The sequence below is a fragment of the Streptomyces sp. C1-1 genome, from assembly GCF_050214755.1.
Classification (GTDB): domain Bacteria; phylum Actinomycetota; class Actinomycetes; order Streptomycetales; family Streptomycetaceae; genus Streptomyces.
Genome location: NZ_CP189826.1, coordinates 7,329,250 through 7,343,035, shown reverse-complemented (window position 1 = coordinate 7,343,035; position 13,786 = coordinate 7,329,250). Strand labels below are relative to the sequence as shown.

The following is a 13,786-nucleotide window of genomic DNA, read 5'->3' as shown; positions in this document are numbered from 1 at the left end:
GTTCATCCCTGGGTCTGCTGGATGGCTTCTCGAAGCACCTGGCGGTCGTCGAAGGGACGGACCACACCGGCGATGTCCTGGCCCTGCTCGTGGCCCTTGCCCGCGACGAGCACGGTGTCACCGGGCTGCGCGCGGGCGACGGCTGCGGCGATCGCGGCGGCCCGGTCCTCGAAGACCTGCACCTCACCGCGTTCGTGTGCTGGTACGGACGCGGCGCCCTCGAGCATGGTTGCAAGGATCGAGAGGGGGTCCTCGGAGCGTGGGTTGTCGGAGGTCAGTACGGCGGTGTCGGCGAGGCGGGCCGCGGCGGCGCCCATCGGCGCCCGCTTGGTCGTGTCGCGGTCGCCGCCGCAGCCGAGCACGACGTGCAGCCTGCCCTCGGTGACCTTGCGCAGGGCGCGCAGGACCGACTCGACGGCGTCCGTCTTGTGGGCGTAGTCGACGACCGCGAGATACGGCTGTCCGGCGTCCACCCGCTCCAGACGGCCCGGTACGCCCGGGACGGCGGCGACGCCGTCGGCGGCGGTCTGCGGGTCGAGTCCGGCCGCGGCGAGGGCGGCGATCGCGGCGAGGGTGTTGGCCACGTTGAAGCCGCCCGGCAGGGGCGACCTGGCCTCGATCCGCTCGCCCTCGGGGCCCACGACCGTGAACGTCGAGTCCATCGGCCCGACCCGGACGTCCTCGGCCCGCCAGTCGGCGTCCGGGTGGCCCTCGGCGGAGTAGGTGACGACCGGGACGGTGGCCTCCCCGACCAGCCGGCGGCCGTACTCGTCGTCGATGTTGACCACGCCGAGCCTGCTGCGGCGGGGCGTGAAGAGCTGCGCCTTGGCCCGGAAGTAGTCCTCCATGTCGGAGTGGAACTCCATGTGTTCCGGGCTGAGGTTGGTGAACACACCGATGTCGAAGACGCAGCCGTCGACCCGGCCGAGGACCAGCGCGTGGCTGGAGACCTCCATGGCGACCGCCTCGACGCCGCGCTCGCGCATCACGGCGAACAGGGCCTGCAGGTCGGTGGCTTCGGGGGTGGTGCGCTCGGACTTGATGCGCTCGTCGCCGATGCGCATCTCGACCGTGCCGATGAGGCCGGTGTTGCTCTTGGTCCTCAGACCGCCCTCGACGAGGTAGGCGGTGGTGGTCTTGCCGGAGGTGCCGGTGATGCCGATCTGCAGCAGGTCACGGCCCGGGTGGCCGTAGATCGTCGCCGCCAGCTCGCCCATCCGCGCCCGCGGGTCGTCGACGACCAGGACCGCGAGGCCCGTCGCGGCGGCGCGCTCGGCTCCGGTCGGGTCCGTCAGCACCGCGACCGCGCCCAGGCCGGCGGCCTGTTTCACGAAGTCGGCACCGTGCAGGCGGGCGCCCGGCAGGGCGGCGTACAGGTCGCCGGGGCGGACGGCGCGCGAGTCATGGGTGATGCCCGTGACCTCGGCGGTGCTCTCCGGCGCGGCGGCACCCAGCTGATCGGCGAGCTCCGTCAGGGGTGTGGCGGAGACCTGAACCGGTCGTGGCGGCCCCGGGTATGTCACGGAAACGCCCTTCTGGGTGGTTTGGGACTGATCAGCGTGTGGCACGGCGGTGAGCGTACCGGGCGTACCCGGCTGCGGGCGAAGCGAGGGGCGGCGGGTGTCCGGGTTGCCGGAGTCGGGAGTGATCATGGTCACGGAGGGTTCCTGGCTGGTTGCGCTGATCAGGGAGTGAAGGTGACGGGCAGTCGCGCGGGCTGGGCGCCCGTGGGCGGCACCTGGAGGGTCTTCAGTGCGAACTCCATCACCTCCTTGAAGATGGGCCCGCAGATCTGGCCGCCGAAGTAGTTGCCCTTCGTCGCGTTCTGGATGGCGCAGTAGACCGTCACGCGAGGGTTGTCCGCGGGGGCGAACCCGGCGAACGAGGACGTGTATCCGCGGTACTTGCCGGTGGCCGGATCCACGCGGTTGGCCGTACCCGTCTTGCCCGCCACCCGGTAGCCGGGGATGCGCGCCTTGGTGCCCGTGCCCTCCCGGTCGTCCACGACCGACTCCAGCATCTGGGCGAGCGTCTTCGCCGTCTTCGCGCTCACGACCCTTGTCTTCTTGGGCTTCGCGGCCGGCACGAAGCGTCCGTCGGGTCCCTTCGTGCCGCGCACGAGGGTGGGGGCGACGCGGACGCCGCCGTTGGCGATCGTCGAGTAGACCGACGCCGCCTGGAGCGCGTTGAGCGACATGCCCTGGCCGAAAGGAATCGTGTACTGCTGCGAGGTCGACCACTTGTCGGGCGGGGCGAGGATGCCCTTGGTCTCGCCGGGGAAGTCCAGTCCGCTGTAGCTGCCGAGGCCGAACCCGCGCAGGTACTTGTAGAGGACCTGGTTGGCCTGTGCCTGCGTCTTGCCGAGCTGGCCGGCGGCCAGGATGGTGCCGATGTTGCTGGACTTGGCGAGCACGCCGTTGAGCGTGAGGTCCCAGGTGGCGTGGTCGATGTCGTCCTTGAAGAGACGGTCGCCGCGGTGCAGCCGGTTGGGCACGACGACGTGCGTCAGCGGCGTGGCCACGTTCTCCTGCAGTACGGCGGCCATCGACATGATCTTGGCGGTGGAGCCGGGCTCGTAGGCGTCCTCGACGGCCCAGTTGTGCAGGGCGTCGGAATTCGCCTTGGAGAGGTCGTTGGGGTCGAAGCCGGGCGAGTTGGCCATCGCGAGGATCTGGCCGGTGCGGGTGTCCTGCACTATCACGTATCCGCGGTCCGCCCCGGACTTCTTCACCTGCTCGCTGATCGCGCTCTGGGCGGCCCACTGGATGTCGCGGTCGATGGTGAGCTCGACGTCGTGGCCGGGCACCGCGGCGGTCTCCGTGGAGCCCGCGGTGGGTACCAGCCGGCCGCCGGACTGGGCGTAACGGATCTTGCCGTCCTTGCCGGACAGGACCTTGTTCAGCTCCTGCTCGATGCCGCCGCCGCCCTTGCCGTCGGCGTTGACCCAGCCCAGTATCCCGGCGGCGAGGGCGCCGTTGGGGTAGACCCGCTTGCTGCTGGGGGTGGAGAAGACGCCGGCCAGGACGTCGGCGGTGTCCGCCTTCTTCGCCAGCGCGGCCTTCAGGTCCTTGATCTGCGTCCACACCTGCGGGGTCTGCCGCTGGGCGAGCAGGGTGTAGCGCAGCGCCTTGTTCTTCGGCCGGAGCTTCTTGACCAGGGCGTCCTGGTCCATGCCGAGGATGGGTGCGAGCAGCGCCGCCGCCTGCTCGGGTCCGTCGTCGATCTTCAACTGCTCGCGGGTGAACATCGTGGGGTCGGCGGTGATGTCGTAGGCGTCCACGCTGGTCGCTAGCGCCACGCCGTCACGGTCGGTGATGCCGCCGCGCTCGGCGGGCAGGACCTGGCCGACGTAGCGGTTCTGGTCCGCCTTGGCGGCGTAGGTGCTCGCGTCGACGGCCTGGACCTGGAGCAGTCGTACGACGAAGGCGATCAGGACGAGGGCGAGGGCCAGGCCGACCATGCGCAGCCGGGGGCGCGGGCTGCCCAGACGCAGCGGCTTGGGGGCCGGCGGCCGGGCCGGTGCCGGGCGGCGGGCCGCCGGGCGGGCGCCGGGGCCGGGGCGCTGCCGGCCGGCGGCGGGGCGGACGGGACGCGCGGGGCCGGGCACGCGACGGCGCGGCGGTTCCCTGTCGGACACTTCCGTCACCTGCCGGGGGTCGTGGTGGGGGTGGGGGTGAGGGAGGAGCCGACCGCGGGCGTGGGGACCGCCGTGGCGGTGCCGGCCTGCGAGACGCTGTCGGCCGGTGACTGGGCGAGGGTCTCCGGCGGGCGCAGGACCAGCGGGATCTGCGCGGCGGACTGCTGGGCGGCGGCCGAGGGGACCCCCTTGACCGTGCCGTCGGGGCCGAGGAAGGCGGGGTCGCCGCCGGGGATCATGCCGAGCTCCCGGGCGCGGAGCTGGAGGGCGTCCGGCGCGGAGTAGGCGTCGATGTCCCGCTGGAGCGCCTGTTCCTCGTCGGTGAGGTTCTTGGTGTCCTTCTGCAGGTCGTCCAGCTTGAACGAGCCCTCGCTGAGCGCGGAGTTCAGCACCAGCAGCCCGATCAGACCGCCGCCGAGGAGGAGCACGACGAGGAGCACGAAGGGGGTGCGGGCCGCCTGCCCGGAGCTTCCCGGGCCGGGGAAGAGCCGGGCGAGACGAGCGGCCCGCCCCCTCAGTTCGGGTTTCCTACTCACACGGCCTCCAGTGAGTGCGGTTTCCCAACTCACTCACGCCCCTCATTTGTCGGCGTCCTCCCTGATGCGCTCGGCCCCGCGCAGCCGCGCCGGTGCCGCCCGCCGGTTCTCGGCGACCTCTTCCTCGGTGGGAAGTTCGGCACCGCGTGTGAGCAGCTTGAGCCGGGGCTGGTACCGCTCGGGGACCACCGGCAGCCCGGGCGGCGCGGTGGTGGCCGCGCCGGCCGCGAACACCTGCTTGACCAGCCGGTCCTCCAGCGAGTGGTACGACAGGACGGCGATCCGTCCGCCCACGGCGAGCGCCTTCACGGCCGCCGGGATCGCGCGTTCCAGCACGGAGAGCTCGCCGTTGACCTCGATGCGCAGGGCCTGGAAGGTGCGCTTGGCCGGGTTGCCGCCGGTGCGCTTGGCGGCCTGCGGCAGGGCGTCCCGGATGAGTTCGACGAGCCGCGCGCTGTTGTCGAACGGCTGCTTCTCGCGCTCGCGCACGATGGCGGACACGATCCGCTTGGCCTGCTTCTCCTCGCCGTAGGCGCGCAGGATCCGGACGAGTTCGCCGGGCGGGTAGGTGTTGAGGACCTCGGCGGCGCTGATACCGGTCGTCTGGTCCATGCGCATGTCGAGCGGGGCGTCCTGGGCGTAGGCGAAGCCGCGGTCGGCCTCGTCGAGCTGCATGGAGGAGACACCGAGGTCGAACAGGACGCCCTGCACGCGCGCGATGCCGAGCCGGTCCAGTACGTCGGGGAGCTCGTCGTAGACGGCGTGCACCAGGGTGGCGCGCTCACCGAAGGGCGCGAGCCGCTCGCCGGACAGGCGCAGCGCCTCCTTGTCGCGGTCGAGGGCGACGAGCCGGGCCTCGGGGAAGCGCTGGAGGAGGGCCTCGCTGTGCCCGCCGAGACCGAGGGTGCAGTCGACGACCACCGCTCCCGGCCGCTCCAGCGCGGGCGCCAGCAGATCCAGGCACCGCTGGAGCATCACCGGGACGTGTCGACTCTGGCTCAAGGGGCCCTCTCAGGTCCGGCTGGGCCGTACGCACCGCCGGGTCCCCGCCCGCTCGTGAAGGGGAGGCCTTGCCGGCGCCGGAAGCGTCAGCCGGCCGTGAGCGGGAGGAGGCCGAGCCGTACGTACGCGCCGCGCACGTGGGGAGAGCCCGGAAAGTCGCCGGGTCTCCGGGGATGTCAGTCCAGCAGGGAGAGCCTCGCCTCCCGCTTCGCGCCACTTTAGTCCACGGTGTCTCGCGGTCAATCAACCGGCCTGCGCGTCGCGCCCCGAGGTGCGTGCGAAGCGGCATACCGGGGAAAATCACCCGTACGGCTTTCCGTCCGCCACCTATGTGGGTTACCTCACAAGAGGACCGTGATGACGCTCTTTTCCCACCCTCACACGCAGACCGGATCGGCGGTGACCAGTAACGTCATGACTATGACGACTTCCGCATCCGTTTCCACCGAATCCGAAGGCGCCATACGAGGCGGCACGGTCACCGACCGCCTGGTCGAGGCGAACGAACGCTACGCCGAGGCGTTCGCCGACCCCGGGATGGACGCCCGCCCCGTGCTGCACGTGGCGGTCGTGGCCTGCATGGACGCCCGTCTCGACCTGCACAAGGCGCTCGGTCTGCAGCTCGGCGACTGCCACACCATCCGCAACGCGGGCGGCGTGGTCACCGACGACGTGATCCGCTCCCTCACCATCAGCCAGCGCAAGCTCGGCACCCGCAGCATCGTCCTCATCCACCACACCGGCTGCGGCATGGAGACCATCACCGAGGACTTCCGCACCGAGCTGGAGGAGGAGGTCGGCCAGCGCCCCGCCTGGGCGGCGGAGGCCTTTGCGGACGTCGACCAGGACGTCCGCCAGTCCATGCAGCGGGTGCGCACCTCGCCGTTCCTGCTGCACACCGACGACGTGCGAGGCTTCGTCTTCGACGTGAAGACCGGCCTGCTGCGCGAGATCGACCCCGCGTAAGCGGTCCCCGGCCCTTCTCGTTCTTCGCAAAACGCGCGCATGCTGGAGCCCAAGCACCGTAAAACCCGACATATCGCGGCCACTTGTCCACAGTCGAGTGACACGAAACGGTAACGGCAGCAAGAATGCGGGGTGTGGCGCCGCGCGGAACTTTTCCCGCGTGGTGTCCGTGATTCGGGGTGGGCCGGGGCGTACATCTGTGCATCGGCCCATGAAAGAACGGGCCGAGGAGGGCCGGGTGACGACCTATGACGATCGAGCGAGCCTTAGTGATCTGACTGCCACTGTGGAGCGGGTCCGCAGTTCGGTGGAAGGAGTGATCGAGGGCAAGCCCGAGGTCGTACGGCTTTCGCTGACCGTACTGCTCGCCGAGGGACATCTTCTGATCGAGGACGTCCCCGGCGTGGGCAAGACCATGCTCGCCAAGGCATTGGCGAGGTCCATCGACTGTTCGGTGCGGCGGATCCAGTTCACTCCGGACCTGCTGCCCTCGGACATCACGGGCGTGTCCATCTGGGACCAGCAGCGCCGTGACTTCGAGTTCAAGCCCGGAGCGATCTTCGCGCAGATCGTGATCGGCGACGAGATCAACCGCGCCTCGCCCAAGACCCAGTCCGCGCTTCTGGAGTCGATGGAGGAGCGCCAGGTCACCATCGACGGGCAGACCTACGAGCTGCCGAGCCCCTTCATGGTGGTGGCCACGCAGAACCCGGTGGAGATGGAGGGCACCTACCCGCTGCCCGAGGCCCAGCGCGACCGCTTCATGGCCCGGGTCTCGGTGGGCTACCCGAGCGTGGAGGCCGAGCTGCAGATGCTCGACGTGCACGGTGGTGTGTCCCCGCTGGAGGACCTGCAGCCGGTGGCGCACGCGCACGACATGGTCAAGCTGATCGAGGCGGTCCGCTCGGTCCACGTCGCGGAAACGGTCCGGCGCTACGCGGTCGACCTGGTCACGGCCACCCGTACCCACCCCGACCTCAGACTCGGCGCCTCGCCGCGCGCGACGCTGCACCTGCTGCGCGCGGCGAAGGCCTCCGCGGCCCTGAGCGGCCGGGAGTACGCCCTGCCGGACGACGTCCAGGCACTCGCCGTCGCCGTCCTGGCCCACCGGCTGCTGCCCACCGCCCAGGCCCAGCTCAACCGCCGCACCGCCGAGCAGGTCGTCCAGGAGATCCTGCAGCGCACGCCGGTGCCCGCGACGCCCCAGCAGGGCGGCTTCGGCGGCCTCGGGCACGGCACGCCGGCATACGGCCAGCAGCCGCCGCGGAGGCTGTGATGAGTACCGGGGCGGGCGGGCCCGCGGACGCCGACCGCGGTGAGAAGGGCGGCATCCGCACCGCCCTGGCGGGTCTGACCACCCGCGGACGCTCCTTCCTCGCGGCCGGCATCGCGGCCGCGATCTGCGCCTACGTCCTCGGACAGAGCGACCTGCTGCGGGTCGGCCTGCTGCTCGCCGCGCTGCCCCTGGTCTGCGCGGTCTTCCTCTACCGCACGCGCTACCGGGTCGCCGGCAGTCGCCGCCTCTCCCCCGCGCGCGTGCCCGCCGGCAGCGAGGCCCGTGTCCATCTGCGGATGGACAACGTCTCCCGGCTGCCCACGGGCCTGCTGATGCTCCAGGACCGGGTGCCCTACGTCCTCGGCCCGCGCCCCCGCTTCGTGCTGGACCGCGTCGAGCCGGGCGGTCGCCGCGAGGTCTCCTACCGCGTCCGCTCCGACCTGCGCGGCCGCTACCCCCTGGGCCCGCTCCAGCTGCGCCTGACCGACCCGTTCGGCATGTGCGAGCTGACCCGCTCCTTCTCCTCCTACGACACCCTGACGGTGATCCCGCGCGTGGAGGCGCTGCCGCCGGTGCGCCTCAGCGGTGAGTCGAAGGGGTACGGCGACGGGCGGCAGCGTTCGCTCGCGCTGGCCGGCGAGGACGACGTGATTCCCCGCGGCTACCGCTACGGCGACGATCTGCGCCGCGTGCACTGGCGCTCCACCGCCCGCTACGGCGAGCTGATGGTGCGCCGCGAGGAGCAGCCGCAGCGCGCCCGGTGCACGGTGCTGCTGGACACCCGGGGCATCGGCTTCCGCGGCGCGGGCCCGGACTCGGCCTTCGAATGGGCCGTCTCGGGCGCCGCTTCGGTCCTGGTGCACATGCTGGAACGGGGCTTCTCCGTGCGGCTGTTGACCGACACGGGCAACTCGGTGCCCGGCGAGGGCGCCGACGGGTTCGCGGGGGCGAGCCAGGAGACGGCCGACGCGGCCGGGCTGATGATGGACACCCTCGCGGTCGTCGACCACTCGGACGGCGCGGGCCTGTCCCGGGCGTACGACGTGCTGCGCGGCGGCAACGAGGGGCTGCTGGTGGCCTTCTTCGGCGACCTGGACGAGGAACAGGCCGCGATCGTCGCCAAGATGCGCCAGCGCAGTGGGGGCGCGGTCGCCTTCCTGCTGGACAGTGACGCGTGGGTGCGGGAACCCACCGACGTGCCCGGGCCGTTGAACCGCCGTGAGGAGCGGCTGCGGATGCTGCGGGAGGCGGGCTGGACGGCCCTGAGCGTGCCGCGCGGCACCGCGCTGAGCGAGCTGTGGCGGCAGGCGGACCGCGAGCGCGCGGGCCTGGGCGTGGCCGCGGCGAGCGCGGCGAACGCCGAGGGGGCGGGCTCATGAGCGGGCGGGCACGACTGGCACTGTGCGCGTGGGCGGCCACGCTGATGGCGTCCTGCGCCCTGCTGCCGCTGGTGACGCCCGCCACCTGGATCCTGCAGGCGGCCCTCATGCTGGGCGTGCAGACCGGCGTGGGCGCGGCGACCCGTAGGGTGCCGCTGGCCCGGCCGCTGACGGTGGCGGCGCAGGCGGTCGTCACCCTGCTGATGCTCACGCTGGTCTTCGCCCGGCGGCAGGCGTTCATCGGGATCGTGCCCGGCCCCGAGGCGTTCCGGCACTTCGCCGATCTGCTGCAGCAGGGCGGCGACGACATCGCGCGGTACGCGATACCCGCGCCGCTGGAGTCGCACGGCATCCGGCTGATGCTGCTCGGCGGTGTCATGATCATAGGGCTGGCGGTGGACACCCTCGCGGTGACCTTCCGCAGCGCGGCCCCCGCCGGGCTGCCGCTGCTCGCGCTGTACTCCGTCGCGGCCGGACTGTCCGACGGCGGTACGGACTGGCTGTGGTTCCTGGTGGCGGCGGCCGGCTATCTGATGCTGCTCCTCGCGGAGGGCCGGGACCGGCTCTCGCAGTGGGGGCGGGTGTTCGGCGGGGCGCCGCGCACCCCGGGCGGGGAGCCCGGCGCGGTGGCGCCGGTCCGTACCGGGCGGCGCATCGGGGTGCTCGCCCTGGGGCTCGCCCTCGTGGTGCCGGCCGTTCTGCCCTCGATGAGCGGCGGTCTGCTGGACGGCGCCGGGACGGGCGTGGGCGCCGGCAACGGCAGCGGGGGCACGATCTCCGCGGTCAACCCCCTGGTGTCCCTGCGCGACAGCCTGAACGTGGACGAGGACCGCCAGGTCCTGTCCCTGAAGACCAACGGCGACGTCGCCGACCTGTACTTGCGGATCGTGTCCCTGGACGACTTCGACGGCAGCACCTGGAAGCCCTCCAAGCGGCATGTCACCGGCGTACCGGACAAGCTCCCCACCCCGACCGGGCTCGGGCCCGACGTCAAGCGCGCGGAGATCCAGACCCGAATCTCGGCCGCCGACTGGTACGCCCAGGACTGGCTGCCGATGCCCTACCCGCCCAGCGGCGTGCAGGTCGGCGGCAAGTGGCGCTACGAACCGGTGGGCATGACGCTCGTCGGCGACCACGGCGAGACCACCCGCGGCAAGACCTATCTGGTCAAGAGCCTCGACGTGCAGCCGACGGCGGAGCAGCTGGCCGAGGCTCCGGAGCCGCCCAAGGCGCTCAAGGACGAGTACACCAAGCTGCCGAAGTCGCTGCCCGACGTGGTGCGGACGACCGCCCGCAAGGTCACCGAGGGCTCGACGAGCCACTACGAGCAGGCGGTCAAGCTCCAGGACTGGTTCGCCGTGAACGGCGGCTTCCAGTACAGCACCCAGGTGCAGGTCGGCACCGGCCCGCAGGCGATAGCGAAGTTCCTGAAGGACAAGGAGGGCTTCTGCGTCCACTTCTCCTTCGCGATGGCGGCGATGGCCCGCAGCCTGGGCATCCCGGCCCGGGTCGCGGTCGGCTTCGCGCCCGGTTCCCCGCAGTCGGACAGTTCGGTGTCGGTGGGCCTGAAGGATGCCCACGCCTGGCCCGAGCTGTACTTCGAGGGCGTGGGCTGGACCCGCTTCGAGCCGACCCCCAACCGGGGCGTGACGCCCTCGTACACGCAGTCGGACACGCCGGGCAACAGCCTTCCCGACGTGCCGCGGAGCTCGCAGTCGGCGGGCGCGTCCGCGTCGGCGGCGCCGTCGGCGACCACGAGCTGCGGGGTGCAGCAGAAGAAGCTCCAGGAGTGCGGCAACGCCCTCCCGGTGGACACGGCCACGCCGGGTGGTGGCGGTCCGGCCTGGTACGAGATCGCCGGATGGGCGCTCCTCGGTCTGCTCGCGGTCGTCGTGCCGCTGCTGCCCATGCTGTGGCGCATCCGCCGGCGCACGGTCCGGCTGGCCTCGGCCCAGCACTCCGCCTCGGGCGCGGTGTCGGCCCGCGGCCGCAAGGAGCGGGCCGCGCACGGCCTCGGCGCCGGTGAAGTCACGCTGACCGGCTCCTCGACGACGGTCGAGGCTGAGGCGCGGTACGCCGCCGAGGTGGCCGCCGGGCATGTGCTGGCCGTGTGGCGCGAGCTCACCGACACGGCCTGGGACTACGGCATCGTGCCGGACGACGCGCTGACCCCGCGGAAGGCGGCGGCGCGGATCGTGCGGCTCGGGGAGCTGGAACCGGCCGCCGCGGAGTCGGTGCACCGGGTGGCGAGCGCGGTGGAGCAGGTGCTGTTCGCGCCACGGCCGCACGCGGCGCCCGGGCTGGCCGACGACGTCGGCAGGCTGCGGGCGGCGCTGCGCTCGCGGGCGAGCTGGACGACCCGGGTGCGCGCGGTGCTCGCGCCGCGGTCGGCGGTCCGCGCCCTCTGGGACACCTCCGACCGCTGGAGCGCCTTCAAACGCCGCACGACCGATCGCTGGACCGCACTGGTTCGACGCCCGTCCGGCCAGCAGAGCGGCTGACGACCCCGGGCCCCGGCCACAGGCTGAGCGCCCGGCCGGCCGGTCCCGGGCGCAGGTGCTCGCCCGGACGGCCGGCCCCGGGCACAGGTGCTCGCCCCGACGGTCGGCCCGCGGGTGCAGGGCAGCGCCTGACGGCCGATCGTCGGGCGCCGATGGACAGGCCTTGCCGCCGGGCACAGGGTGAGCGCCCCCGGCGGCCGGCTGTCAGGCATACATGAGGGGGTGACCACCCGGTGGGTGGTCACCCCCTCATCGGTATGGGGAGCGCTAGTGGCCCTGCTCGTCGCGGCGCCGCTGCCAGCGCTCTTCGATCCGGTCCATCATGGAGCGCTTCGGCCTTCCCTGGCGGCGCGCCTGCGGGGCGCCCGCGGTGGGCTGTTCACCCGGCTTGGGTGCCTTGCGCCAGCCGGTCACGGCCAGTACCGCACAGCCCAGCATCACGAGGAAGCCCACCACGCTGAGCCAGACCTGCTTGGCGACCATTCCAGCCATGAGGAGCGCGATACCCACGAGGAAGCCCGCGACCGCCTGGTAGACCCGCCGCCGGGTGTACGTACGCAGCCCGCTTCCCTCGAGCGCCGACGCGAACTTGGGATCTTCGGCGTACAGCGCTCGCTCCATCTGCTCGAGCATGCGCTGCTCGTGCTCCGAGAGCGGCACGGAGTCCTCCTCATCGTGCAGTCGCCGGGGCGACCCGGGGGTCCCTTCAGGATAGGCAGGGAATCGCCCCCGTGAAACCCGCCCCTCTGCGCCAATTGGCCAACCGGAATCCGCCATCGACGGCCCGGCTCGCTGAATCTTCCATTCCCCAGCGACCGACCCGTCATGCCGGGTGATCTCCCTCGATCATACGGCTCCAAGCCCCCGAACGGGGGGCCTGTGGCGTACTCCATGCGCAGCCAACGCGCTGATCAGCGGCGCGTCTCGGGAGGAGACTCAGGCCTCGTCGGCCCCTCGCGTCTCACCGAGCACATGAAGCTGGGTGGCCACGGAGTGGAAGGCGGGGAGTTCGGCCGCCGCCTCCTCCAGCTTCAGCAGCGCCTCCAGGGCACCGGGCTCGGTGTCGACCAGCACGCCCGGAACGAGGTCGGCGAAGACCCGCACGCCGTGCACGGCGCCGACCCGGAGGCCCGCGCCCTCGACCAGGGCGGTGAGCTGCTCGGCGGTGAACCGGCGCGGCACGGGGTCGCCCTCGCCCCACCGGCCGTTCGGGTCACCGAGCGCCTGCCGGGCCTCCTTGAAGTGGCCGGCGAGGGCTCGCGCGAGCACGGCGCCGCCGAGGCCGGCCGCGAGCAGGCTGAGGACGCCCTCGGGGCGCAGGGCGGCGACCGCGTTGCGCAGGCCTTCCGCCGGGTCGTCGACGTACTCCAGGACGCCGTGGCACAGCACCACGTCGTGACTGCCGCGCTCGACCACGTCGAAGAGGCCGTGCGCGTCGCCCTGGACGCCCCGCACCCGGTCGGCGACGCCGGCCTCGGCGGCGCGGCGCTCCAGCGCGAACAGCGCGTTCGGGCTGGGGTCGACGACGGTGACGCGATGGCCGAGGCGGGCGAGGGGCACCGCGAAGTTGCCGCTGCCGCCTCCGGTGTCGAGGACGTCCAGCGCGTCGCGGCCCGTGGCCTTGACCCGCCGGTCGAGGGCGTCCTGGAGGACTTCCCAGACCACGGCGGTACGGAGAGAGGCGCGAGGTCGTAGCGGGTCCGACACGGCAGTTGACTCCTCGGCGCGGCACCGCCTGTTGCACGGCGGAGCGAACGGGCTGCCTTCCCTGCCCGGTTGTCGCGGCGGGGAAGACTTCAGGCGTTCTCCACCCTATTGCCTCGGACGCCCTGCCTGGTCACCGTGCGGTGCGCCCTGCGGAAGGTTTCGTACGGCGGGACGCGTCACCCCGTGTCGGGGAAGTCCCGGCCGGTGTCGGGTTCCGTCCCCGGGTGGTCCGTGTCCTGGCGGGGCTGCGGCAGGACCGGCTGGAGGACGAGCATCCGCTCGACGAGGCGGAGGAACATCGCCACGTCGCGTATGAGGTCGTCGGCGTCCCGGCGGCTTGCCGCGCCCTGGATACCGGCCTCGGCCCGGGCGCGGCGCCGGGCCCCGGAGGCGAACAGCGCGCTCCACTCGGTGAGTTCGGGCGCGATCTCGGGGAGCACTTCCCAAGCGCTCCGGATGCGTGCCCGGCGCCTTGGGGTGAGCTCCGGGCGGCCTCGCGCGGCGAGGACCGCGGCGGCCGTGCGCAGGGCGGCGAGGTGGGCCGTGGCGTAGCGCTCGTTGGGCGTCTCGAGGACCGCCGCCTCGTCCAGTCCGGCGCGGGCCTGGGCGAGCAGGTCGAGGGCGGCGGGCGGGGCGGCGGCCCGGCGGAGCACCGGGTGCACGTCGCTGGCCGGTCCGGTCAGTGAGGGGGCAGGGCCGGTGGCGCGGCGCCGGCGGGCGGCTGCTGCGGGGTAACTGGCCATGACGAACCTCCTGTCGTCTGCGTGACGGCATGCCCACAT

General features: G+C 72.5%; 11 protein-coding genes. 4 read left to right on the top strand and 7 right to left on the bottom strand.

Annotation, left to right across the window (positions count from 1 at the left end):
- Positions 1–2: 2 nt before the first annotated feature.
- From ACQF4J_RS33305 to rsmH, 4 genes are all read right to left on the bottom strand, one after another.
- The gene (locus ACQF4J_RS33305; protein WP_427167516.1) at positions 3–1,523 is read right to left on the bottom strand and encodes a UDP-N-acetylmuramoyl-L-alanyl-D-glutamate--2,6-diaminopimelate ligase; all 1,521 of its coding nucleotides are present in this window, start codon (positions 1,521–1,523) and stop codon (positions 3–5) included.
- 161 nt (positions 1,524–1,684) lie between these two features.
- A complete protein-coding gene (locus ACQF4J_RS33300; RefSeq protein WP_351562184.1) occupies positions 1,685–3,637 on the bottom strand; it encodes a peptidoglycan D,D-transpeptidase FtsI family protein in 1,953 nt (650 codons plus the stop codon).
- A 5-nt stretch (positions 3,638–3,642) separates the two neighbouring features.
- On the bottom strand, positions 3,643–4,173 hold the full coding sequence (locus ACQF4J_RS33295; RefSeq protein WP_427167515.1) for a septum formation initiator family protein: 531 nt from the start codon (positions 4,171–4,173) through the stop codon (positions 3,643–3,645).
- A gap of 42 nt (positions 4,174–4,215) precedes the next feature.
- Positions 4,216–5,175 carry a 16S rRNA (cytosine(1402)-N(4))-methyltransferase RsmH gene (rsmH, locus tag ACQF4J_RS33290; protein WP_351562190.1) on the bottom strand — a complete coding sequence of 320 codons (960 nt, stop codon included), beginning with the start codon at positions 5,173–5,175 and terminating at the stop codon, positions 4,216–4,218.
- Positions 5,176–5,595: 420 nt separating this feature from the next.
- Here rsmH and ACQF4J_RS33285 point away from each other — a divergent pair, with 420 nt between their 5' ends.
- From ACQF4J_RS33285 to ACQF4J_RS33270, 4 genes are all read left to right on the top strand, one after another.
- Positions 5,596–6,141, top strand: a complete 546-nt coding sequence (locus ACQF4J_RS33285) for a beta-class carbonic anhydrase (RefSeq protein WP_351562193.1) — start codon at positions 5,596–5,598, stop codon at positions 6,139–6,141.
- A 238-nt stretch (positions 6,142–6,379) separates the two neighbouring features.
- Positions 6,380–7,417 (top strand): AAA family ATPase, encoded by a 1,038-nt coding sequence (locus ACQF4J_RS33280; RefSeq protein ID WP_351562196.1) that lies wholly within the window; start codon positions 6,380–6,382, stop codon positions 7,415–7,417.
- Complete coding sequence (locus tag ACQF4J_RS33275) at positions 7,417–8,796, top strand: DUF58 domain-containing protein (RefSeq protein ID WP_351798715.1); 1,380 nt, start codon at positions 7,417–7,419, stop codon at positions 8,794–8,796. Before ACQF4J_RS33280 ends, ACQF4J_RS33275 begins: the two co-directional genes overlap by 1 nt.
- Complete coding sequence (locus tag ACQF4J_RS33270) at positions 8,793–11,297, top strand: transglutaminase TgpA family protein (protein WP_427167513.1); 2,505 nt, start codon at positions 8,793–8,795, stop codon at positions 11,295–11,297. The genes ACQF4J_RS33275 and ACQF4J_RS33270 overlap by 4 nt, the downstream gene beginning before the upstream one ends.
- Positions 11,298–11,564: 267 nt before the next feature.
- On the opposite strand, the gene ACQF4J_RS33265 is transcribed toward ACQF4J_RS33270, so the two are convergent.
- From ACQF4J_RS33265 to ACQF4J_RS33255, 3 genes are all read right to left on the bottom strand, one after another.
- Positions 11,565–11,957 (bottom strand): DUF3040 domain-containing protein, encoded by a 393-nt coding sequence (locus tag ACQF4J_RS33265; RefSeq protein WP_351562203.1) that lies wholly within the window; start codon positions 11,955–11,957, stop codon positions 11,565–11,567.
- A gap of 276 nt (positions 11,958–12,233) precedes the next feature.
- Positions 12,234–13,004: a methyltransferase gene (locus ACQF4J_RS33260; protein WP_385239349.1), complete on the bottom strand. Its 771-nt coding sequence runs from the start codon at positions 13,002–13,004 to the stop codon at positions 12,234–12,236.
- 176 nt (positions 13,005–13,180) lie between these two features.
- Positions 13,181–13,747: an SAV_6107 family HEPN domain-containing protein gene (locus tag ACQF4J_RS33255; protein ID WP_351562207.1), complete on the bottom strand. Its 567-nt coding sequence runs from the start codon at positions 13,745–13,747 to the stop codon at positions 13,181–13,183.
- Positions 13,748–13,786: the final 39 nt, after the last annotated feature.

Coding starts and splice junctions, on each gene's coding strand:
- ACQF4J_RS33285 (WP_351562193.1), top strand. CDS start 5,596: ATGACGACTTCCGCATCCGTTTCCACCGAATCCGAAGGCGCCATACGA.
- ACQF4J_RS33275 (WP_351798715.1), top strand. CDS start 7,417: ATGAGTACCGGGGCGGGCGGGCCCGCGGACGCCGACCGCGGTGAGAAG.
- ACQF4J_RS33270 (WP_427167513.1), top strand. CDS start 8,793: ATGAGCGGGCGGGCACGACTGGCACTGTGCGCGTGGGCGGCCACGCTG.
- ACQF4J_RS33255 (WP_351562207.1), bottom strand. CDS start 13,747: ATGGCCAGTTACCCCGCAGCAGCCGCCCGCCGGCGCCGCGCCACCGGC.